This window comes from Magnetospirillum fulvum MGU-K5 (assembly GCF_000442515.1).
In the GTDB taxonomy this organism is placed as follows: Bacteria; Pseudomonadota; Alphaproteobacteria; order Rhodospirillales; family Magnetospirillaceae; genus Phaeospirillum; species Phaeospirillum fulvum_B.
This window is the reverse complement of the sequence record NZ_AQPH01000034.1, coordinates 15,952-35,276: the sequence shown is the minus strand read 5'-3', so window position 1 is coordinate 35,276 and position 19,325 is coordinate 15,952. Positions and strand designations below refer to the sequence as shown.

Annotated in this window: 18 protein-coding genes; 5 read left to right on the top strand and 13 right to left on the bottom strand. The window is 64.4% G+C overall.

What is annotated here, in order from left to right; genetic code table 11:
• From K678_RS10000 to K678_RS09975, 6 genes are all read right to left on the bottom strand, one after another.
• Nucleotides 1-536 (bottom strand): response regulator (locus tag K678_RS10000; protein WP_021132338.1); only part of this gene is annotated, 536 nt, incomplete at its 3' end.
• A gap of 34 nt (nt 537-570) precedes the next feature.
• A complete protein-coding gene (locus K678_RS09995) occupies nt 571-1,584 on the bottom strand; it encodes a sensor histidine kinase (protein ID WP_021132337.1) in 1,014 nt (337 codons plus the stop codon).
• A 3-nt stretch (nt 1,585-1,587) separates the two neighbouring features.
• A complete protein-coding gene (locus tag K678_RS09990) occupies nt 1,588-1,986 on the bottom strand; it encodes a DUF1987 domain-containing protein (RefSeq protein WP_021132336.1) in 399 nt (132 codons plus the stop codon).
• A gap of 1 nt (nt 1,987) precedes the next feature.
• Nucleotides 1,988-2,629, bottom strand: coding sequence for a SiaB family protein kinase (locus tag K678_RS09985; protein ID WP_231376244.1), 642 nt, complete (start codon nt 2,627-2,629; stop codon nt 1,988-1,990).
• A gap of 40 nt (nt 2,630-2,669) precedes the next feature.
• A complete protein-coding gene (gene murI / locus K678_RS09980) occupies nt 2,670-3,509 on the bottom strand; it encodes a glutamate racemase (RefSeq protein ID WP_021132334.1) in 840 nt (279 codons plus the stop codon).
• 91 nt (nt 3,510-3,600) lie between these two features.
• Nucleotides 3,601-4,296 (bottom strand): ribonuclease T2 family protein, encoded by a 696-nt coding sequence (locus K678_RS09975; protein ID WP_021132333.1) that lies wholly within the window; start codon nt 4,294-4,296, stop codon nt 3,601-3,603.
• A gap of 97 nt (nt 4,297-4,393) precedes the next feature.
• Between K678_RS09975 and K678_RS09970 the strand changes: the two genes are divergently transcribed.
• The 4 genes from K678_RS09970 to gatB are packed head-to-tail and all read left to right on the top strand — an operon-like array spanning nt 4,394 to nt 8,442.
• Nucleotides 4,394-5,188, top strand: coding sequence for a hypothetical protein (locus K678_RS09970; protein ID WP_021132332.1), 795 nt, complete (start codon nt 4,394-4,396; stop codon nt 5,186-5,188).
• Nucleotides 5,189-5,228: 40 nt separating this feature from the next.
• Complete coding sequence (gene gatC, locus K678_RS09965; protein WP_021132331.1) at nt 5,229-5,516, top strand: Asp-tRNA(Asn)/Glu-tRNA(Gln) amidotransferase subunit GatC; 288 nt, start codon at nt 5,229-5,231, stop codon at nt 5,514-5,516.
• A complete protein-coding gene (gatA, locus tag K678_RS09960; protein WP_021132330.1) occupies nt 5,513-6,985 on the top strand; it encodes an Asp-tRNA(Asn)/Glu-tRNA(Gln) amidotransferase subunit GatA in 1,473 nt (490 codons plus the stop codon). Before gatC ends, gatA begins: the two co-directional genes overlap by 4 nt.
• Complete coding sequence (gatB, locus tag K678_RS09955; RefSeq protein WP_021132329.1) at nt 6,985-8,442, top strand: Asp-tRNA(Asn)/Glu-tRNA(Gln) amidotransferase subunit GatB; 1,458 nt, start codon at nt 6,985-6,987, stop codon at nt 8,440-8,442. Before gatA ends, gatB begins: the two co-directional genes overlap by 1 nt.
• A 198-nt stretch (nt 8,443-8,640) precedes the next feature.
• On the opposite strand, the gene K678_RS09950 is transcribed toward gatB, so the two are convergent.
• The 7 genes from K678_RS09950 to K678_RS09920 form a co-directional block, all read right to left on the bottom strand.
• Nucleotides 8,641-10,323: a methyl-accepting chemotaxis protein gene (locus K678_RS09950; protein WP_039852705.1), complete on the bottom strand. Its 1,683-nt coding sequence runs from the start codon at nt 10,321-10,323 to the stop codon at nt 8,641-8,643.
• A 152-nt stretch (nt 10,324-10,475) separates the two neighbouring features.
• On the bottom strand, nt 10,476-11,720 hold the full coding sequence (locus K678_RS09945) for a nucleoside recognition domain-containing protein (RefSeq protein ID WP_021132327.1): 1,245 nt from the start codon (nt 11,718-11,720) through the stop codon (nt 10,476-10,478).
• 28 nt (nt 11,721-11,748) lie between these two features.
• The gene (gene ettA, locus K678_RS09940) at nt 11,749-13,428 is read right to left on the bottom strand and encodes an energy-dependent translational throttle protein EttA (protein WP_021132326.1); all 1,680 of its coding nucleotides are present in this window, start codon (nt 13,426-13,428) and stop codon (nt 11,749-11,751) included.
• Between the two features lie 132 nt (nt 13,429-13,560).
• Nucleotides 13,561-15,225, bottom strand: a complete 1,665-nt coding sequence (ftsY, locus tag K678_RS19955) for a signal recognition particle-docking protein FtsY (RefSeq protein ID WP_021132325.1) — start codon at nt 15,223-15,225, stop codon at nt 13,561-13,563.
• On the bottom strand, nt 15,225-16,481 hold the full coding sequence (mtaB, locus tag K678_RS09930) for a tRNA (N(6)-L-threonylcarbamoyladenosine(37)-C(2))-methylthiotransferase MtaB (RefSeq protein ID WP_021132324.1): 1,257 nt from the start codon (nt 16,479-16,481) through the stop codon (nt 15,225-15,227). Before mtaB ends, ftsY begins: the two co-directional genes overlap by 1 nt.
• The gene (dapF, locus tag K678_RS09925; RefSeq protein WP_021132323.1) at nt 16,478-17,341 is read right to left on the bottom strand and encodes a diaminopimelate epimerase; all 864 of its coding nucleotides are present in this window, start codon (nt 17,339-17,341) and stop codon (nt 16,478-16,480) included. The genes mtaB and dapF overlap by 4 nt, the downstream gene beginning before the upstream one ends.
• Before the next feature lie 28 nt (nt 17,342-17,369).
• Complete coding sequence (locus tag K678_RS09920; protein WP_021132322.1) at nt 17,370-18,884, bottom strand: bifunctional metallophosphatase/5'-nucleotidase; 1,515 nt, start codon at nt 18,882-18,884, stop codon at nt 17,370-17,372.
• Nucleotides 18,885-19,024: 140 nt separating this feature from the next.
• Here K678_RS09920 and K678_RS09915 point away from each other — a divergent pair, with 140 nt between their 5' ends.
• Nucleotides 19,025-19,270 carry a hypothetical protein gene (locus K678_RS09915; RefSeq protein ID WP_021132321.1) on the top strand — a complete coding sequence of 82 codons (246 nt, stop codon included), beginning with the start codon at nt 19,025-19,027 and terminating at the stop codon, nt 19,268-19,270.
• Nucleotides 19,271-19,325: the final 55 nt, after the last annotated feature.

The following is a 19,325-nucleotide window of genomic DNA, read 5'->3' as shown; positions in this document are numbered from 1 at the left end:
AGCGCATGGTTCAAGGACTCGATCGCCGACAGGTTGATCCATGAGCGCAGCCCGCCGACCAGGGCGGTGAACAGACGTTGTGCGGTCAGGTCGGTTTTGTTGCGGTAATCGTTGATGTCATAGGCCAGCATCACGTCGCGTTCGGGGGCCTCGCCCGGCTGGCCGGTGCGCAAGACGATCGCGATCCGCTGGTTGTGCAAGGTCTCGCGGACGTGGCGAACCAGGTCGAGACCGGCATTCGGGGTCTCCATCACCACATCGAGCAGCATCACCGGGATATCGGGCTGGTGCAGCAGAATCTCGCGCGCCTCGGCAGCGGAATAGGCGCTGATGACCTGGAACGCGCGGTCGCGGAACGTGAAATCGCGCAGCAGCACCCGGGTCATCGTGTGGATGTCTACGTCGTCATCAACCACCAGCACCGGCCATGGCGGCAGAGTGCTTTCCGAATCCGCAGACGCAGCGGACGAGCGACGCAGTTGCAGACGCTTGCCCTTGCCATTGTCGTCGCTGTCGGGAGGGGGCGGTTGCGTCATCGCACAAGCAACTCCGGAAGAGGCTCGGCCCGACTCAAGGGACGGAGGCCGGGATGGACAGAACAAAAGCGGTCCCGGGCAGCGAGGAATCGAGCACGATGGTTCCGGCCAGCGGTCCGGTCACCAGATTATAGACGATATGCAGGCCAAGCCCGCTGCCGCCGCTGCCGCGCCGGGTGGTAAAGAACGGGTCGAAGATGCGGCCTCGGTTCTGTTCCGGGATGCCTTTGCCGGAATCGGCATAGACGATCCGGACCTGATCGGGTTGGGGTTGATCGACGGTCAAGCTGATCCGTCCCGATTGACCCGGATCGAAGCCGTGAATCAGACTGTTCATCACCAGATTACCCAGCACCTGGGACAAGGCGCCGGGATGGCTGTCCATCATCAGCCCGGGGGGGCAATCGATCGTCACCTCGTGCCCGGCCTGACGCAGGTTCGGCCCCAGGCTGGCCATCGTCTCGTTTAAGGTCGCCCCCAATTCGAAGCGCCGCCGCTCGGCCGAGGTGCGGTCAACCGCTACCTGTTTGAAGCTGCCGATCAGCGCCGCGGCGCGGCGGCAGTTCGACAAGATCAGGCCGGAACTGTCGGTTGCCGTTTCCATATAACGGTCGAATTCGTCGGCATCGATATCATCGGCTTCGTACAGGTGGCGCATCTGGGCGGTGGCATCAGCCAGATGCGAGGCACAGCTAAGCGCGATGCCGACGGGAGTGTTGATCTCGTGGGCGACGCCGCCGACCAGGGCACCGAGCGAGGCCAGTTTTTCCGCCTGGACCAGCGATTCCTGAGCGGTCTGAAGGTCGGACAGCGCCTGTTCCGCTTCGGCGCGGCGGCGGGTCAGTTCGTGGTTCAAAGTGGAAAGCTGGGCCTGAAGACGGTCGCTGACCTTCACCAGCCGACTTTGTTCACGGATGCTGCGACCGAACGCCTCGATCAAGACATCGATTCCCTGACGCACCTCTTCCGGGGCGTCATTGAGGCGTTCGCGCAGGATTTTCGACTGTTCGAGAACCTTTTTCTCCGTGTCGAACAGATCGAACGACATCGGTCAGCCCGCCGGATCGGCGGCAACCAGGGTGAAGACGACATGGTCGAGATCTTCACCGAAATCCTCGCCGAATTCGCGCATGGTGTCGTCGTCGGGAGCGTGCAGCCAGCGGACTGAAACCGGCGTTCCGGCGGCGGCGGCGCTGTCCAGGCGCAGGAAGATGTTCATCAGCGCCTTGGCGCTGGAACTGTTGAAGTATGCCAGATCGAATTCGGCCTGAATTTCGCGTCCACCGGCTTCGGCGAGGAAGCGGTCGAGCGCGACGAACACCGGCCCAAACACCGCCGAAGCATCCTCGGGATAAGATTCGCCGCGAAAGCGAAGAAACCCACGCTCGAAATCGAATTCGATTTCGGGGGAACGCTCGGTCCCGGCGATCTTGAGGGACTCTGAAACCATCTCAGATCGATACCTTCATGCAAAAAAAGAACGAGTCCGGGTCGATGCGTTCGAAATCGAACTCGATTGGGTCGGAAGCGCGGCGGGCAATCTCGATCAGTCCGATGGTGGCACCACGGCTGGCCTCCTCGGGGGCCTCGCGCAATTGTTCTTTGTAGTAGGCCTTGATCTGATCCTTATCCATCCCCTGCAATCGCTCCAACCGTTCGCGCAGCCGGGGTTCGTCATTGGCGAGGACAACATTGCCGCAGACGATGAAAAAGCGGTTGTTCTCGCTGCCGATCGTCACCATCCCCGAGGAGAGCTCGATCGGTCCCCCGCTATCGCTGGCCAGTTTCTCGGCGGAATAGCGGATGATGTTCTGGGATTGCTCGATGAAGACCGAAAAGACTTTTTTGACTGTCCCGATATCGGTTTCTTCCAGCGTCATTTTTTGACGCAGAGCTTCGCCCAGCGAATATAATATTCCTTCGGACAGATAGCCCGAGAACGAAAAGATGATGCCGCGCTGGTCGAGATCCTCTTTGAATGCTCGGTAATATTTCGCAAGCATGACGATTCTCGCTCGAAGGCTGCGCTGAACCGGGGCGATGGTGGTCCCGATCGGTTGGATATTGGTAGCATTCGCGGTGAGAACGCTCAAGGCGTTCGTCGATTTTACCCCTGTTCTGAACCGTATTTCGTCAGAACAGATCGGCCAGTTCAACCGGCGGAATTCCTCCCATCGCCGGAAACAGGACGGAGGCAATCCGGGCAAAGCGGTCGGGAGCGTCGGTGGCGATCAGGGTCAACCCACCCGATGATCCCAACGGTGCGGCCAGCCCGGACGACAGCGCCTCTTCCAGCAATCCGGCGGTTGCCTCGGCACAATCGACCAGCCGCACATTCGGCCCGGCCAGCCGCCCCAAAGCCGGGGCGAGCAAAGGGAAATGGGTGCACCCCAGCACCAGACAATCGGTCTGGGCGGCAGGGTCGAGCAGGGGGCCGAGATAATGACGGGCAACCGAGTCGACAATCGGGCCGTCGGTCAGACCTTCTTCGGCCAGGGCGACGAACAGCGGGCAGGGGGTGCAGATGACATGCGCGCCCTGGCGCCGCCGGGCAATGGCCCGTTCATAGGCACCGGAGCGGCAGGTGCCCTCGGTGGCGGCAACGACGATCCGGCCATGGGTCGAGGCCAGGGCGGCCCCGGCGGCTCCGGCTTCGACGACGCCGATCACCGGCAAACCGGGAAAGCGCGCCGCGATCGGTTCCAGCGCCACCGCCGAGGCGGTGTTGCAGGCGACGACCAGCGCCTTGATCCCGCGCCGGACCAGGAAATCGGCTGCCTTCAGGGCATAGCGCACCACCGTCTGCGGCGATTTGGTGCCATAGGGCTGGCGGGCAAGGTCGCCGATATACAGCAGCCGTTCGCCCGGCATCCGCTGGCGGATCGCCGCCGCGACGGTCAGCCCGCCGACACCGGAATCGAAAATGCCGATGGGAAGGGACGCCGTGTCGGCTGGCGGGGGCGGGGACATCATCGGATGGGGGGTCCTGACTTCTGCGACGTCGTGCGGTGCTGGAAGCGTTTACTCCGCCGCAGGGGCGCCGCGCTACTGCTTCCTTGGGGCGTCAGGGTTGCGCCGCCGACCCGACCGGCAGAATGACCGTGCCCGGGCAATTGTCCGAACGACTGGCCGAATCCGGGCACGGGATCGGCGACAAGGAGCGGTCGAGGCAGACCCGCACCTCGCTTAAGGTTTTACCCTTGCAGGTGGGAAAGATCGCCTGAGGCGGTACCGGGAAGTACCGCTTCAGATCGCTGACCCGAATTTTCTCCGCTGTGGTCGGGCGCAGATCGGCGGCGGTGCCGACTTTCTGGACTGCCTGAAGGATCGCGGCAAAATAATCCCGCGTCCGGGGCGTGGCGCAAACCCCGTGCTTGGCCCATTCGTGACGGCGCAAATCGGTGCCGATCATCAGCCCGTCCAGTTGCGGTGGCACCGCGTCAGGGCGGAAGGGTTCGGCTCCGCCGCAACATTGCGGCCACAGCGCCCCGCTTTGCCCCGCCGTCCCCGAGCCCGGAAGATATTGCGGCCACAATCCGTGGACAACGAAGCCACGGGCGGGGGCCGTGGCACCGCATTGGTCAACAGCCTTCGCTCCGGCCGGAGTGGCGCAGAAGGCGGGTGACCAGGACAGGCTGAGCAGATAATAATCGAATTGTCCGGTGCTGCCCCGGACCGGGCCGCACGACTCCGCCCGGGCGTCTGGCATCGGCCCGAACAGAGCGGCCAGACCCAGGACGAAGAGGATAATCCGTTTCATTACTGTTCCTCCGGCTGTCCTTCGTGGAAAGCTTGGCGGGTGGAAATCGATCGAGCGGGACTTTATACTGCATCCGTCTGGCGAGGAGAAAACCCCAATGGGGGAGCAAGGCCCGGCCTATCTGCGCAAAGTCACCAACGACGTTCTCGACGCCTTGGTCGTCGCGGCGGAACAGGCGTCCGCCGGACATCCGTTGTCGCCTGGATTGTTGGTGGAGATCGTCAGCGGACTCAAGGACTCGGCGGCGTTTGACGATTTCTATCGCCGCTCTTATGCCGAGATCGCCCAGATCGTTGCTGACGACGACCTTAATCAGCGTCGCACCAACGCTTTTGGCCGTCTGGTGATCCATCCGCTTGATCCCTTGTTCGAGGCGGGTGAACTGGACCGGGCGCTGATCGGCAACCTGTTCTCGTTTCTGCACATGGTGCTGGGGGAGGAAGCCCAGGCCAACGCCGACCGCTGTCGCGACATTCTGGCGATGCTGCGTGACGAGTTGGGCACCTCGTTCAGTTGGGAGGCGTTTTTCAACGATCCCGAGGTGCGGCTGGTCGAGTGGCAGGTTCTGTTACGCATCGCCGATTTGTTCAAACGGTTCGATGTCCGCAAGGACTGGTTCATCAAGCTGATGCACCACCGCCAGAATACGGTCAGCGTTGCTTCGAACGCGTTCTACACGATCGAGCACGATGCCGCCGCCGAGCCGATTACGTTCGGCGAGCGCGAATTTGCCCTGATCTTCCATGCCTGGTTCGATCCGCTGGAAAATCTGTCGCCCCGCGACGATCTGGCCTTTCGCCGCGCCTTTGGTGCCGCTCCGCGTGGCCGGATCGGGTCGTTCCTGACACTTTTGGCTGGCTGCCCGGTTGCGCCCGCCGGGAGCGGGTGCTAACGTCCCGGCTCCGCCCGCCATTCCGGAGTCGTCAAGGCCCATGTCCCTGGACATATCCGCCGTCCGTGCCATCGCCACCCTGGCTCGTATCGAGCTTGGCGAGGAGGAGCTTGCTCCTCTCGCCGGTGAGCTTTCCAATATCTTGAATTTCGTCGAGCAATTGTCGGAAGTGAATACCGACGGAATCGAGCCGATGAGCTCGGTTGCCGATCTCGGTTTGCCGATGCGCGCCGATCTGGTCACCGATGGCGACATCGCCGAACAGATTCTGGCCAATGCCCCCGAAGCCGCCGAGGGCTTTTTCACCGTTCCGAAGGTGGTGGAATGAGCGAGCTTACCCATCTGACCCTGGCCGAGGCACGCGACCGTCTGGTCAAGGGCGAGACCAGCGCCGTCGAGTTGACCCGTGCCCATATCGCTCAGGTCGAAGCCAAGCGTCACCTGAACGCCTTCATCACCGAAACGCCCGAGCGGGCGCTGGCCGAGGCCGAGGCGTCTGACGCCCGCCGCCGCCAGGGCACCGCCGGGGCGATGGACGGACTGCCGATCGGCGTCAAGGATCTGTTCTGCACCGAGGGTGTTCGCACCACCGCCGCCAGCAAGATTCTCGACGGCTTCGTGCCGCCCTATGAATCGACCGTTTCCGGTAATCTGAAGAAGGCCGGGGCGATTTCGCTCGGCAAGCTCAATCTCGACGAATTCGCGATGGGCTCGTCGAACAAGACCAGCGCGTTCGGTCCGGCGATCAATCCATGGACCCGTCGTTCCGATCCCGCCGCCAAGCTGGTCCCCGGCGGTTCGTCGGGTGGCTCCGCCGCCGCCGTCGCGGCGCGGATGGTGCTGGGCGCGACCGGCACCGATACCGGCGGGTCGATCCGCCAGCCCGCCGCGTTCTGCGGCATCACCGGGATCAAGCCGACCTATGGCCGCTGTTCCCGTTACGGCATCGTCGCCTTCGCCAGCTCGCTCGATCAGGCCGGGCCGATGGCCCGCACCGTTCGTGATTGCGCGATCATGCTGGGCGCGATGGCCGGGTTCGATCCCAAGGATTCCACCTCGGTCAATCTGAAGGTGCCGGATTTCGAAGCGGCGCTGACCGGCGACATTCGTGGGCTGAAGGTCGGCATTCCGCGCGAATACCGTCCCGACGGTCTGTCCGCCGAAATCTCCGATGTGTGGGAAAAGGGCATCGCCTGGCTGAAGGACGCCGGGGCCGAGCCGGTCGAGATCAACCTGCCCCACACCAAATACGCTCTGCCGACCTATTACATCGTCGCCCCGGCGGAGGCGTCGTCGAATCTGGCCCGTTATGACGGACTGCGCTTCGGCCAGCGCGTGCCGGGCAAGAGCCTGGACGAGATGTATGCGAAGTCCCGTGCTGCCGGCTTCGGTCCCGAGGTGCGCCGCCGCATCCTGATCGGAACCTATGTGCTCTCGGCCGGGTATTACGATGCCTATTACGCCAAGGCGCAGAAGGTCCGTCGGCTGATCGCTGAGGATTTCCGCAAGGCGTTCGAGACCGTCGATGTGATCCTGACCCCGACCGCGCCCAGCCCGGCCTTTGGTCTTAACGAAAATACCGACGATCCGGTGACGATGTGGCTGAACGACGTGTTCACCATCCCGACCTCGCTGGCAGGGCTGCCGGGCCTGTCGCTTCCCGCGGGTCTGTCGTCCGACGGGCTGCCGCTGGGGCTGCAACTGATCGGTCGTCCGTTCGACGAGGAAACCGTGTTCAAGGTCGCTGGCGTGATGGAATCCGCCGCCGGATTCGACCTGTCGCCGGAGGGCGTGTGATGGCTTACCTGATTGAAGGTGAAACCGGCGCGTGGGAGATCGTCATCGGGCTTGAAGTCCATGCCCAGGTGATTTCGAACGCCAAACTGTTTTCCGGTGCCGCCACCACTTTTGGTGCCGAACCGAATTCGCAGGTCAGCTTCGTCGATGCCGGCTTCCCCGGCATGTTGCCGGTGATCAACGAAGTCTGCGTCGAGCAGGCGGTCCGCACCGGGCTGGGGCTGAAGGCGAAGATCAACCTGACCAGCGTGTTCGCCCGCAAGAACTACTTCTACGCCGATCTGCCCCAGGGCTATCAGATCAGCCAGTATGACAAGCCGATTGTTGGCGAGGGCGAGCTGATCCTCGATCTGGCTGACGGCTCGACCCGCACCGTTGGGATCGAACGACTGCATCTGGAGCAGGACGCGGGCAAGTCGATCCACGACATGCACCCGACCAAGTCGTTCATCGACCTCAACCGTTCGGGCGTCGCGCTGATGGAGATCGTGTCGAAGCCCGATCTGCGCTCGCCGGAAGAGGCGGGTCTGTATCTGACCAAGCTGCGCTCGATCCTGCGCTATCTCGGCACCTGCGACGGCAACATGCAGGAAGGCAGCATGCGTTGCGACGCCAATGTCAGCGTCCGTCCGGTCGGTTCGACCGAATTGCGCACCCGCTGCGAGATCAAGAACGTCAACTCGATCCGCTTCGTCCAGCAGGCGATCGAGTATGAGGCGCGCCGTCACGTCGAGGTCTATGAATCCGGCGGCGAGATTCGTCAGGAAACCCGCTTGTTCGATTCCGGCCGGGGCGAAACCCGCTCGATGCGGTCGAAGGAACATGCCCACGATTACCGCTATTTCCCCGATCCCGACCTGCTGCCGTTGGTGATCGAGCAGGCGTTCGTCGATGGGATCAAGGCGGGGCTGCCCGAACTGCCTGACGAGAAAAAGGCCCGCTTCATGGCCGAATACGGCCTCAACGCCTATGACGCCGGGGTGCTGGTCGCGGAAAAGACCTCGGCCGAGTTCTTCGAGACGGTCGCCAAGGGCCGCGATCCCAAGCTCGCCTGTAACTGGGTGATGGGCGACTTCTTCGCCGCTCTCAACGCCAGCGGCAAGACGATCGAGGAACCGCCGGTCACTGCCGCCAATCTGGGGGCGATGATCGACCTGATCACCGACGGTACCCTGTCGGGCCGTCTGGCCAAGGACGTTTTCGCCCTGATGGTCGAAACCGGCAAGGCTCCGGCGGTGCTGGTCGAAGAGCGTGGGCTGAAGCAGGTCACCGATACCGGCGCGATCGAAGCCGCCATCGATGCCGTGCTGGCCGCCAATCCGGACAAGGTTCAGCAGGTCCGGGACGGCAAGACCACATTGCTGGGCTGGTTCGTCGGTCAGGTGATGAAGGCGACCCAGGGCAAGGCCAACCCGGCCCTGGTCAACGAATTGCTGGCCAAGAAGGTGCAGGGCTAAGGCGTGAAGCCTTAACAGGGGGCTGACGTCTTTCGGGGGCTTTATGCCCCCGATCCCCCTATCGGGAGGCTATGGCCTCCCGACCCCTCCATGTTTTTAAATAATTGATATAAAAGAGAATAGGGGTCCGGGGCGGATAGCCCCGGTCGGGGCGTGGGGCGATGCCCCACATCGCTACGGCCACGTTCGCAAGTCCGCTCAGGCGCGGACGCTGGCGAGGAAGGTTTCGGCCTCGCTGGTCAGGTGATGGACCGCTTCGGTCAGACTGTCGGCGCTCCAGATCACCCGGACGGTTCCGGCACACGACATCGCCGAGGATTTCGACAGCGTGCCGACACTTTTGGACACGGTTGACGCCTGACGGGCGACCTCGTCGATATTGCCCGAGATTTCGCGGGTCGAGGCTTCCTGTTGCTGAACCGCGCTGGCGATCGCCGCCGATACTTCGTCCAGGGTGCGGATGATGCCCACCACCCCTTCGATACTGTGGCCCATGTCGACAGTCGACGCCTGGATTTCCGCGACCTGACGCGAAATGTCTTCGGTCGCTTTGGCGGTCTGGTTGGCGAGATGCTTGACCTCGCCCGCGACGACAGCAAAGCCCTTGCCCGCCTCACCAGCGCGGGCCGCCTCGATCGTGGCGTTCAGGGCGAGCAGATTGGTTTGGGCGGCGATATCGCTGATCAGCTTGACCACCTCGCCAATCGACTGGACCGATTGGGCCAGCCCGGTCATCCGTTGCGCGGTGGAATCGACGCTGACGACCGCCTGGGCCGAGATTTCATTCGAATGCGCGACCTGAACCGCGATCTCGTTGACGGCAAGGGCGAGCTGACGGGTCGCCTCAGCGGCAAGGGCGGCGCGTTCATTGGTGACCTTGGCCGCTTCGCCCACCGCCAGCGAGGCACCGCCGCTATGTTCCGAGCGGTTGACCATCTTCTCAGCGATGGCGAAGATGCTGTCGGACGCTTGGCTCACCTCCGTGACCTTGGCATTGACGGTGGCCTCGAACGCGGCGGCCATCGCATGCATCTCCTCGGTGCGCCGCGCGCTCTGGAGGCGGGTGGTTTCCTTGGCTTCGGCCTCCATCCGGGCATTGGCGATCAGATTGGTCTTGAAGACCTCAAGGGCGCGGGCGATCGCTCCCATCTCGTCGGTGCGATCGAGGCCGGGCACCTTGGTTGCTGTGTCGCCGTTCGAGAGCCGGTTCATCGTTTCGATCGTCGCGGCGATCTGACCACTGATCGACCGCCCGACCAGGGCAAGGATCGCCAGGGCCAGCGCCGACAAGGTCGCGGTGGCGGCGATCACCGCCAGCTTGACCGAGGATTCAGTGGCGGCGGCTTCGGTCTCGGTCGCCTTGCTCATCGCGTTGGCGGCGGTGACGACATCGTCGATCGCGGCGCGATGCTCGCGGTACTGCGTGGTCAGATCGCGAAAGGTCGCCAGGGCGGACTCGCGGTCGCCCCGCTCCAGCGCCGGGAAGAAGCGGCTTTCCGCTTCGGCAAAGAAACGTTGCGCCGGAAGATAGGAGCGTTTCAGCAGATCGTCGGCGATCTTGCCCTCCAGACCAGCGGCTGCCCACACGGCGTGGCGGTCGTCGTAATCGCGATGGAGAAGGCGGAAGCTTTCCCGTATCCGGGGGAGATCGGCGACAGGGGCGTCCAGCGCGGTGGCGGTGGTCAGATAGGATTCGATGATGTATTCCGGCGGCGGCAGGATATCGGCCACCAGATCCTTGGCCAGTACGACACGGTCATAGATCGGTCCGTTGACCTTGAGGGTATTGAAGGCGATCCACCAGCCCCCAGCGATTCCGGCCAGGGCGAAACTCATTACCATGCCGAGAATAATCAGTTTTCCCCGGATAGTTAGAGACATTTCGGCTCCCCTGGCTGGTTAATAACGGCACTTTTATGGTCGCGATGTTTATCCCGTTGTGACCCGAGAAAGAACAGAAAATCGAAGCAAGAGGCGCAGACGGTATATCTGGAGATAGGTGTCGAGGTCCTTGATTGAAAATCGTTGGATATTTATTGCGTCACGGGCGTGGAGATCCATTTGCAGACGAGAACGGCGGCAACCAATGCGGAAAAATCCGCCAGAAGACCGACGATCAAAGCATGGCGAATCCGCCGGATGCCGACGGCACCGAAATAGACCGCCAACACATAAAATGTGGTTTCGGTCGAGCCATACAAGGTGCCAAGCAAAATCCCCAGATATCCATCGGGACCGATCGCCGGGTCTTTCATCTGGGCGGCAAGCAGGCCATAGGAACCCGATCCCGACAAAGTCCGCATCGCTGCCATCGTCAACGCCTCGGCGGGCAGGCCGAGCGGTGCGGTGAGGCGGCCCAGCGGCTCCAGAATCGCGGCCAGCACGCCCGAGGCGCGGATCATTCCGACCGCCATCAGGATCGCCACCAGATAGGGGATGATCTTGACCGCGACGCCGAATCCGGCGCGGGCTCCGGCAACGAAGGTTTCATAGATCGCGACCCGCTTCACGGCGCCATAAAGCAGGATTCCGGCGACGAGTCCGGGCAGCAGCCACGGCCCGATCACCTTGCCGTGACTCAGCAGCAGCGGCACCAGCGCCAACAGGAATGCGACGGCAATCATGGTCGGCCATGGCCGGGTTTGGTCGGCCGCGCGTCGGGGCAACGGCGGCAGCGGAATCGGGGACGGTGAGAGGCGTTGCAGCCCGCGTGCGGCCAGCACGGCGACGACAACAGCGACCAGGGTCGCGGCCAGAGTCGGCCCGACCACCGCCGCCGGATCGGTCGCGCCGGTCGAAGCGCGCAGAGCGATTACTTTGGTTGGCAGCAGGGTAAGCCCGGCAGTGTTGATGGCGAGGAACAGCACCTGGGCGTTGCTGGCGGTGCCGGGATGGGGATTGAGCCGCTCCAAATGCTCCATCGCCCGGATTCCGAACGGCGTCGCGGCATTGCCAAGCCCGAGCAGATTGGCGGCGATGTTCATCACCATCGCCCCCATCGCCGGATGATCGGCGGGAATTTCCGGGAACAGGCGGGTCAACAGGGGACGGAGCAGGCGGGCGACCGCCTCGAGCAGGCCCGCCGCCTCGGCCACCTTCATCAGGCCGAGAAACAACGCCATGATCCCGATCAGCCCGAAAGCGAGCGGGACCGAGGCCGCCGCCTGATCGACGATCGCGGCCGACAGCGCCTCCATCGCCCCGCCCGGTCCGGTTATCTCGGCCCAGGCGGCGGCGGCGAACGAGGCAACGACGAGAACGAGGAAGACGGCGTTCATCGCGGTCCGTCTTCCTCTCGTCGGGGGGCTAGCGGGTCAGCGGCTTGTACTTCAGCCGGTGCGGCTGATCCGCCTCGGTGCCGAGACGGCGATGGCGGTCGGCCTCGTAATCCTGGTAATTGCCTTCGAAGAAGACGACCTGTGAATCGCCTTCAAAGGCCAGGATGTGGGTGGCGATACGGTCGAGGAACCAGCGATCGTGGCTGATCACCACCGCGCAGCCGGGGAATTCGGCCAAGGCGTCTTCGAGAGCCGACAAGGTTTCAACGTCGAGATCGTTGGTCGGTTCGTCGAGCAGGATGACGTTGGCCGGACGCGACAGCATCTTGGCAAGGTGAACGCGGTTGCGCTCACCGCCCGACAGAACGCCGACCTTTTTCTGCTGGTCGGGGCCTCTGAAATTGAACAGACCGGCATAGGCGCGGGCGTTGATCTTGCGCCGCCCGACGTCGATTTCTTCCTGACCGTCCGAAATTTCCTCGAACACCGTCTTTTCTGGATCAAGCGAATCGCGGCTCTGATCGACATAGCCCAGCACCACGGTATCGCCGACGGTGAAGGTGCCGACATCGGGCTTTTCCTGGCCGGTGATCATCCGAAACAGGGTGGTCTTACCGGCACCGTTGGGGCCGATGACGCCGACGATGCCGCCCGGCGGCAGACGGAACGACAGGTTTTCATAGAGCAGCCGGTCGCCGAAGCCCTTCGAGACGCCCTCGACCTCGATCACCTTGCCGCCCAGACGCGGGCCAGGGGGAATCGAGATCTGCGCCGCGCCGGTGGCCTTTTCCTGCGACTTGGCGACGAGATCCTCGAAGGCGGTGATACGGGCCTTGCTCTTGGTCTGGCGGGCCTTCGGGCTGGCGCGGACCCATTCCAATTCGTCGCGGATCGAGCGCTGGCGGGCGCTTTCCTCGCGCTCTTCCTGCTGGAGCCGCTTTTCCTTCTGCTCGAGCCAGCCGGTGTAATTGCCCTCGTAGGGAATGCCGTGGCCGCGTTCGAGTTCGAGAATCCAGCCGGTGACGTTGTCGAGGAAGTAACGATCGTGGGTGACGATCACCACGGTTCCGGAATAATCCTCAAGGTAACGTTCCAACCACGCCACCGATTCGGCGTCCAAATGGTTGGTCGGTTCGTCGAGCAGCAGCATGTCGGGATGCGACATCAGCAGGCGGCACAGCGCGACGCGGCGGCGCTCACCGCCCGACAGGGTGGTGACATCGGCATCGCCCGGCGGGCAGCGCAGCGCGTCCATCGCGATCTCGATCGTGCGCTGAAGGTCCCAGGCGTTGAGATGGTCGATCTTTTCCTGAAGCTCGCCCTGTTCGGCGATCAGGGCGTTCATCTCGTCGTCGGTCAGTTCCTCGGCGAAGCGGGCCGACACCTCGTCGAAGCGATCGAGCAGCGCCTTGGTTTCCGCGACGGCTTCCATCACGTTGCCCATCACGTCCTTGGTCGGATCGAGCTGCGGCTCCTGGGGCAGATAGCCGATCTTGACCCCTTCGGCGGCCCAGGCTTCGCCGCCATAATCCTTGTCGATCCCGGCCATGATCTTCAGCAGGGTCGATTTACCCGCGCCGTTCGCACCCAGCACGCCGATCTTGGCGCCGGGCAGGAAGCTCAGGTAAAGCCCCTTCATGATCTCCTTGCCGCCCGGATAGGCCTTGGTCAGGTTCTTCATTACATAGACGTACTGATAGGCGGCCATCGGCGCTCTCCGGTCGAGGACAGGGACATCGGGTTTGGGAAACAGTCAGTAGACAAGCCGGACCGCCCCGTCAAGCGTCGGGGCGGTCCGAAAGTCGCGGCCGCAGGATCAAACCGGCGGCCGCTGGTCGGCTCAGTCCAGTCCGACCAGCGAGTTGGCAAAGGCGCGGGCCTCGAACGGCCGCAGATCGGCGGCCTGTTCGCCGACGCCGATGGCGTGGACCGGCAGACCGAATTTCTCGGCCAGGGCGACCAGGACGCCGCCGCGGGCGGTGCCGTCCAGCTTGGTCAAAACCAGTCCGGTGACGTTGACCATCTCGCCAAAGGTCTCGACCTGGGAATGGGCGTTCTGGCCGACGGTCGAATCCAGTACCAGCAGCACCGAATGCGGCGCGGTCTCGTCGACTTTCTTGATCGAGCGGACCACCTTGCCCAATTCGGCCATCAGGTCGGTCTTGTTCTGAAGGCGTCCGGCGGTGTCGATGAACAGCAGGTCATCGCCCTGCTGGCGCGACTGGGTCACCGCGTCGAAGGCCAGGGCGGCGGGATCGGCCCCGGTATCGCGGGCGATCACCGGGCAGCCGGTCCGCTCGCCCCACACCTTCAATTGCTCGACGGCGGCGGCGCGGAAGGTATCTCCGGCAGCCAGCGTCACGGTACGGCCCGCTTGCTTGTGCTGCATCGCCAGCTTGCCAATCGTGGTGGTCTTGCCCGCGCCATTGACGCCGACCACCAGCACGACATGCGGCTTGCGCGCCGGGTCGATCTCCAGCGGCTTGGCCACCGGCTCAAGGATGCGGGTGATCTCGTCGGCCAGGATGGTCTTGATCTCGTCGGCGGTGATGTCTTGACCCAACCGGGTCTTCGACAGCAGGCCGGTGACCTTGGCGGCGGTATTGACGCCCAGATCGGCGGTGATCAGCAGGTCTTCGAGGTCTTCCAGCGCCTCGTCGTCAAGCTTGCGCTTGGTGAACAGGTCGCCCAGGCCCTGGGTCAGGCGGGAGGAGGATTTGGCCAGACCGGCCTTCATCCGGCCAAACCAGCCATCGGCTTCAGCCGGGGCGGGCTGGGTTGGTGCCGCCAGCAATTCGTCGAGAAGTTCGGGACGAAGCACGTCCGCCGCCGCCGCCGTTGAGGTCGGCGCGGTGTGGGCGGTCAGGTCCGGGGTCAGATCGTTCAGCAGCAGCAGAGCGACCGGGACGCGGGCTTCGCTGCGGCTGGGGCAGAGACCGGCGACCCGGATGCGACGTCCGCCGTCGCGCAGGGCCAGATCCATCTCGAACGGTTGGCCTTCGCCACGCAACCGGCGCACCGCCAGATCGAGACGGGCCGAATCCTGCGGGGTCAACCGGGCCAGCACGGCGGCAAAGCCGGGCAGGGCGTCATCGGACAGGTCAAGCAGGGCGGTCAGGCCGCGCGAGCGGACCTCGCGATCGCCGATCCAGGCGTGGATGCCGTCGGGTTCGGCCAAAACGCCCTTCAACAGGCGTTCGGTGCTGTCGCCCAGGCGGGTCAGCTCGGACAGAGCCCGGCCCAGCATCCGCCGGGTCGCAACCACCTGGAGCACCATCGCCAGCAACGCCAGAACCACGCCCAGACCCAGCGACAGCGGGTCAATCCGGCCCGGCTCGGCCAGCGAGGCCAGATCGGTCCAAAGCTGGGCCAGACGACCCGGCGCGGCGGCCGTCGTCGCGGCTTCCTGGGCCAGCGCGGCTCCCGGCAGCGACAGCAGCAGGGCGGCCACAAATCCACTCCACCGGCCCCCCGCCGGGTGGATGTCGGTAATCCTCTTGCTCATCACACTTCCTCGGCGTCGAGAACGCCGCCTTCCACTCCGATGATTCGTGTCCGCAGGACGGCTCCCGGTGCGGCGGTCGTCCCCCCCACGCGAACCGGCAGATAATACTCGCAATGTCCTTTGCCGTCGCGTTCGATCACGATTGTGGCTTCGGCCCCGACCCGCGAGCGCAACAGCGCGTCCATCGCCGCCTCACCCTTTTGACGCAAGGCGGCGGCGCGGGCCTTGACCACCGGCCCGGCCACCCGCTTCATCGTTGCCGCCGGGGTGCCGGGGCGGGGCGAGAAGGGGAAGACATGGAGATGGGTCAGCCCGATTTCGTCGATCAGCGACAGCGAGCCTGCCGCCATCGCCTCATCCTCGCCGGGGAAGCCCGCGATCAGGTCGGCGCCCAGCACGATGTCGGGGCGAACCGCGCGCAGCCGCGCCGCCAGGGCGATGATATCGGCGCGGCGGTGCCGCCTCGCCATCCGCTTCAAAACGGTGTCGTCGCCCGCCTGGACCGACAGATGGGCATGGGGCAGCAGGCGGGGTTCGTGGGCGAATGCCTCGATCAGATCGTCATCGACCTCGACCGGGTCGAGCGAGGACAGCCGCAGCCGGGGCAAATCGGGCACTGCCGCCAGCAATTGCCGCACCAGCGTGCCCAGCGGCGGACGTCCGGGCAAATCGGCGCCATAGGCGGTGACATCAACCCCGGTCAGCACCAGTTCGGGGGTTCCGGCAGCGACCAACTCGCGCGCCTGGGCGATCACCCGCTCGACCGGAACCGAGCGGTTGGGGCCGCGTCCGAACGGGATGATGCAGAAGGTACAGCGATGGTCGCAGCCCTGCTGGACCTCGACAAAGGCCCGCGCCCGTCCCTCGAAGCCCGATACCAGATGCGAGGCGACCTCGCGCAGCTTCATGATATCGCCGACGACGATCCGCTCGGATGGCGGCTCGGCGAAGATTTCCGGCTTTAGCTTCTCGGCATTGCCCAGAATCTGGTCGATCTCGGCCATCTCGCCATAAAGCTCGGGGTGAGCCTGGGCGGCGCAGCCGGTCACGACGATCCGCGCCTCGGGGTTCTCGCGCCGGGCCTTGCGGATCGCCTGCCGGGCCTGGCGCTCTGCCTCGGCGGTGACGGCGCAGGTGTTGATGATGATCGTCTCGACCCCGCTGTCGATGGCGCGGGCGTGCTCTCGCATCACTTCGGATTCATAGGCGTTCAGCCGACAGCCGAAGGTGAGAATGGTGGGGGGCTTGGCGCTCATGAAAGCAGGGAGGCGTCCAGAAGGCCGGTGAAGCTGCTGGCTACCGGGCCGGTCATCAGAACATGGTCGTCGGGCAGCCACTCGATTTCGAGCGAGCCGCCATCCAGGATCAATTCAGCCCGACGCGGGGTCAGGCCGCGCCGCGCTGCCGCGACCAGGGTGGCGCAAGCGCCAGTGCCGCAGGCGGGGGTGATTCCGGCGCCGCGTTCCCACACCCGCATCCGAATCCGGCCGTTTGCGTCCGTGCTGGGGGGGAGAATCGTCGCCACCTCGATATTGGCCCGCTCGGGGAAAATCGGATGGTGTTCCAGCCCCGGACCGAACTGGGCCAGATCGACCGCCTCGGCATCCTCGACAAAGAACACGGCGTGGGGGTTACCCATGCTGACCGCGACCGGATCGGAGAGCGGCCCAGCGCTGATGCCGAGGTGAAGGGTGTTCTCTGCCTGGGCAAGCGGGATTTCGCGCCAGTCGAGCCGGGCCGGTCCCATATCGACCGCGACCTGGGACGGGCCACGGGATTCGGCGTCAAGCAGACCGGCGCGGGTCTCGATCACGACGCTGTTTTGGTCGCTTTCGGCCATCGCCAGCCAGGCAACGCAGCGGGTGGCGTTGCCGCAGGCGGCGACCTCGGACCCGTCGGCGTTGAAGATCAGCATCCGGACATCGGCGGAGCGGTCGGTGGGGGGGGCAACCACGATCAATTGGTCGCAGCCAATCCCGGCGCGGCGGTCGGCGATGGCGCGAATCCGGGACGGATCGAGGGCAAGGGCGCGAGGATCTGCCCGGCCGTCAAGAACGACAAAATCGTTCCCGAGGCCGTGCATCTTGCGGAAGGGCAGGGCGGCGATGTCTGACATGATGTCCGGTTATATGTGGCCGAAGCGGTTAAAGTCCATCCCCTCGGCGCACCGCCCTCATCCTCCCCTCGATCCGGGGCGCGACATGAGGGGTGCGGGCGAGATAATCGCCTACCACGTTGGCTAGCAAGGGGCCGCCGCTTGAATCAACGATCACTCTGGCCTGCTTCAATCCGGCATAACCGTCGCCGCCATGACCGAGATAGTCCGAAGTGGCAAGGCGATAGAGTTTGTCGTCCTGAAGCGGCGCACCGCCGATTGTGACCGCGACGATCCGCTGCCCGGCGGGTCGGCTCGGGTCATAGCTGACAGAAAGCCCCGAGACCTGGGGGAACCGCCCGGCCTTGGTGTCGAGCCCGGTCAGACCGTACTCAAGCGCCGCGCGAAGCTGCGCCCCGCTCAGTTCGAGCAGCATCACCGCATTCCCGAACGGCATCTCGGTCAGAATGTCGCGTTTGCTGAGATGGGCCCCGGCCGGATAGAGCCGGTTGCCGCGCAGCCCGCCGCCATTGAGCAGGGCGGCATCGGCGCTGAAATGAGCCCGCAGCGCGTCGGCAAACAGGTCGCCGATCGCCGCTTCGCCGCCGCGCACGATCCCGGTCCGGCTGTCGAGCGGTTGCTCCAGCACCGCCAGAGGCTGGTCGAGTGCCTCGCTCAACAACGCATCGGTCGCGACGATCACAGAAGACAGCGCCGGATCGGGCGGAACGTCGCGCACTGACTCAAAGCGCCAGCCCAGCGGGGTAACCTTGGTCTTTCCGTTCTGACCGGGATCGGGGCGGTCGACCATCATCTCGACCTCGCCCAGCCATTCCGCGTCCTGACCGGCCTTCAGCACCAGCGCCCCACTTTCCTTGATCGCGATCGGATCGTGATCGTGCCCTCCGAGGATCAGGTCGATCTCGTGTACCGCCTGGGCCAGGGCGCGGTCCTGCTCGAAATCAAGGTGGGTCAACGCCACCACGATCTCGGCCCCCTTGGCCCGCAGCGCGCGGGCGGTGGTCCGTGCGGTTTCGGTTTCGTCGGCGAAGGTAACGCCGTCCGACAGCGATAATGCGCCGGTGCGGGCGGTCAGGATGCCGAGAAAGCCGACCTTGACCCCACCTTTTTCGACGATCATGCTGTCCACCATCCCGCCGAACGGGGTCCCATCGGCTCCCAAGACGTTCGAGCCGATCCAGGGAAAGCGGGATTCGCCGATTCGTTCGGCAAAGACGGCGGGGCCGAAATCGAATTCGTGGTTGCCAGGTACCGCCGCGACCGGGGCCAGGATATTGAACAGGGCGATCAGATGCGCGCCCTTGGTCAGATTCGAGGCGAGCGAGGGCGAGATCAGATCGCCACCGAAGGTGAACATCGGGTTGGGCGATTGGGCGCTGCGCACCTTTAGCAGGGTCGAGAGTTCGGCCAAGCCGCCGATGCCGTTGGACGGATGGTATTCATAGATGTCGTTGACGTGGAGAAAGGTCAGCCGCACCTGTTCCGCCGCCGCACTCCAACTCCACAGCAGACAGGCCAGAACCAGTCCCACTTTCGCACGCATCGTCACGGCCGCTCCGTTCGTTTTCCGAAACCGGAGGCCAGTGTGACGCGAAGAGGGGCGCAACGGAAGGGGGGCACTTCCTCCGAGACTTCGCCTGCGCCACCCGTTATTCTGACCGTCGCAAGCCAAAGGGGGCGGAGATGAACAGCGACGAGTGGGCCGAAGGCGGTCCTGGTCTTTACGATGCGCTGGCGGCGGCGCGCCGGATCACCAAGGTCAACAGCCTGACCCGTCTGCTGCGCGGCCTCGATCCGATGACCGCAGCGAAGAAGGGGGTTGCCCCCGGCGAGCTCGACGCGATCATGAATATGCGCCTGTCCGAACTCGATCCGGCCCGCCTCGATCATCTGGCCGAGACGCTGCTGAAAGAGCCGAAACGCCCTTAAGCGCGACTTGTTTCACGACCTGCGTTAAGGGGGTTGCGTCGCCCCGTCCCCTCGT

Bases quoted from the DNA above. Each gene is read 5' to 3' on its own strand.
- K678_RS09990 (WP_021132336.1), bottom strand. From the start codon at position 1,986: ATGGTTTCAGAGTCCCTCAAGATCGCCGGGACCGAGCGTTCCCCCGAA.
- K678_RS09920 (WP_021132322.1), bottom strand. From the start codon at position 18,884: ATGCGTGCGAAAGTGGGACTGGTTCTGGCCTGTCTGCTGTGGAGTTGG.
- K678_RS09975 (WP_021132333.1), bottom strand. From the start codon at position 4,296: ATGAAACGGATTATCCTCTTCGTCCTGGGTCTGGCCGCTCTGTTCGGG.
- gatC (WP_021132331.1), top strand. From the start codon at position 5,229: ATGTCCCTGGACATATCCGCCGTCCGTGCCATCGCCACCCTGGCTCGT.
- murI (WP_021132334.1), bottom strand. From the start codon at position 3,509: ATGATGTCCCCGCCCCCGCCAGCCGACACGGCGTCCCTTCCCATCGGC.
- ettA (WP_021132326.1), bottom strand. From the start codon at position 13,428: ATGGCCGCCTATCAGTACGTCTATGTAATGAAGAACCTGACCAAGGCC.
- K678_RS09995 (WP_021132337.1), bottom strand. From the start codon at position 1,584: ATGTCGTTCGATCTGTTCGACACGGAGAAAAAGGTTCTCGAACAGTCG.
- gatB (WP_021132329.1), top strand. From the start codon at position 6,985: ATGGCTTACCTGATTGAAGGTGAAACCGGCGCGTGGGAGATCGTCATC.
- K678_RS09945 (WP_021132327.1), bottom strand. From the start codon at position 11,720: ATGAACGCCGTCTTCCTCGTTCTCGTCGTTGCCTCGTTCGCCGCCGCC.
- K678_RS09970 (WP_021132332.1), top strand. From the start codon at position 4,394: ATGGGGGAGCAAGGCCCGGCCTATCTGCGCAAAGTCACCAACGACGTT.
- gatA (WP_021132330.1), top strand. From the start codon at position 5,513: ATGAGCGAGCTTACCCATCTGACCCTGGCCGAGGCACGCGACCGTCTG.
- mtaB (WP_021132324.1), bottom strand. From the start codon at position 16,481: ATGAGCGCCAAGCCCCCCACCATTCTCACCTTCGGCTGTCGGCTGAAC.
- K678_RS09915 (WP_021132321.1), top strand. From the start codon at position 19,025: ATGAACAGCGACGAGTGGGCCGAAGGCGGTCCTGGTCTTTACGATGCG.
- ftsY (WP_021132325.1), bottom strand. From the start codon at position 15,225: ATGAGCAAGAGGATTACCGACATCCACCCGGCGGGGGGCCGGTGGAGT.
- dapF (WP_021132323.1), bottom strand. From the start codon at position 17,341: ATGTCAGACATCGCCGCCCTGCCCTTCCGCAAGATGCACGGCCTCGGG.
- K678_RS09950 (WP_039852705.1), bottom strand. From the start codon at position 10,323: ATGTCTCTAACTATCCGGGGAAAACTGATTATTCTCGGCATGGTAATG.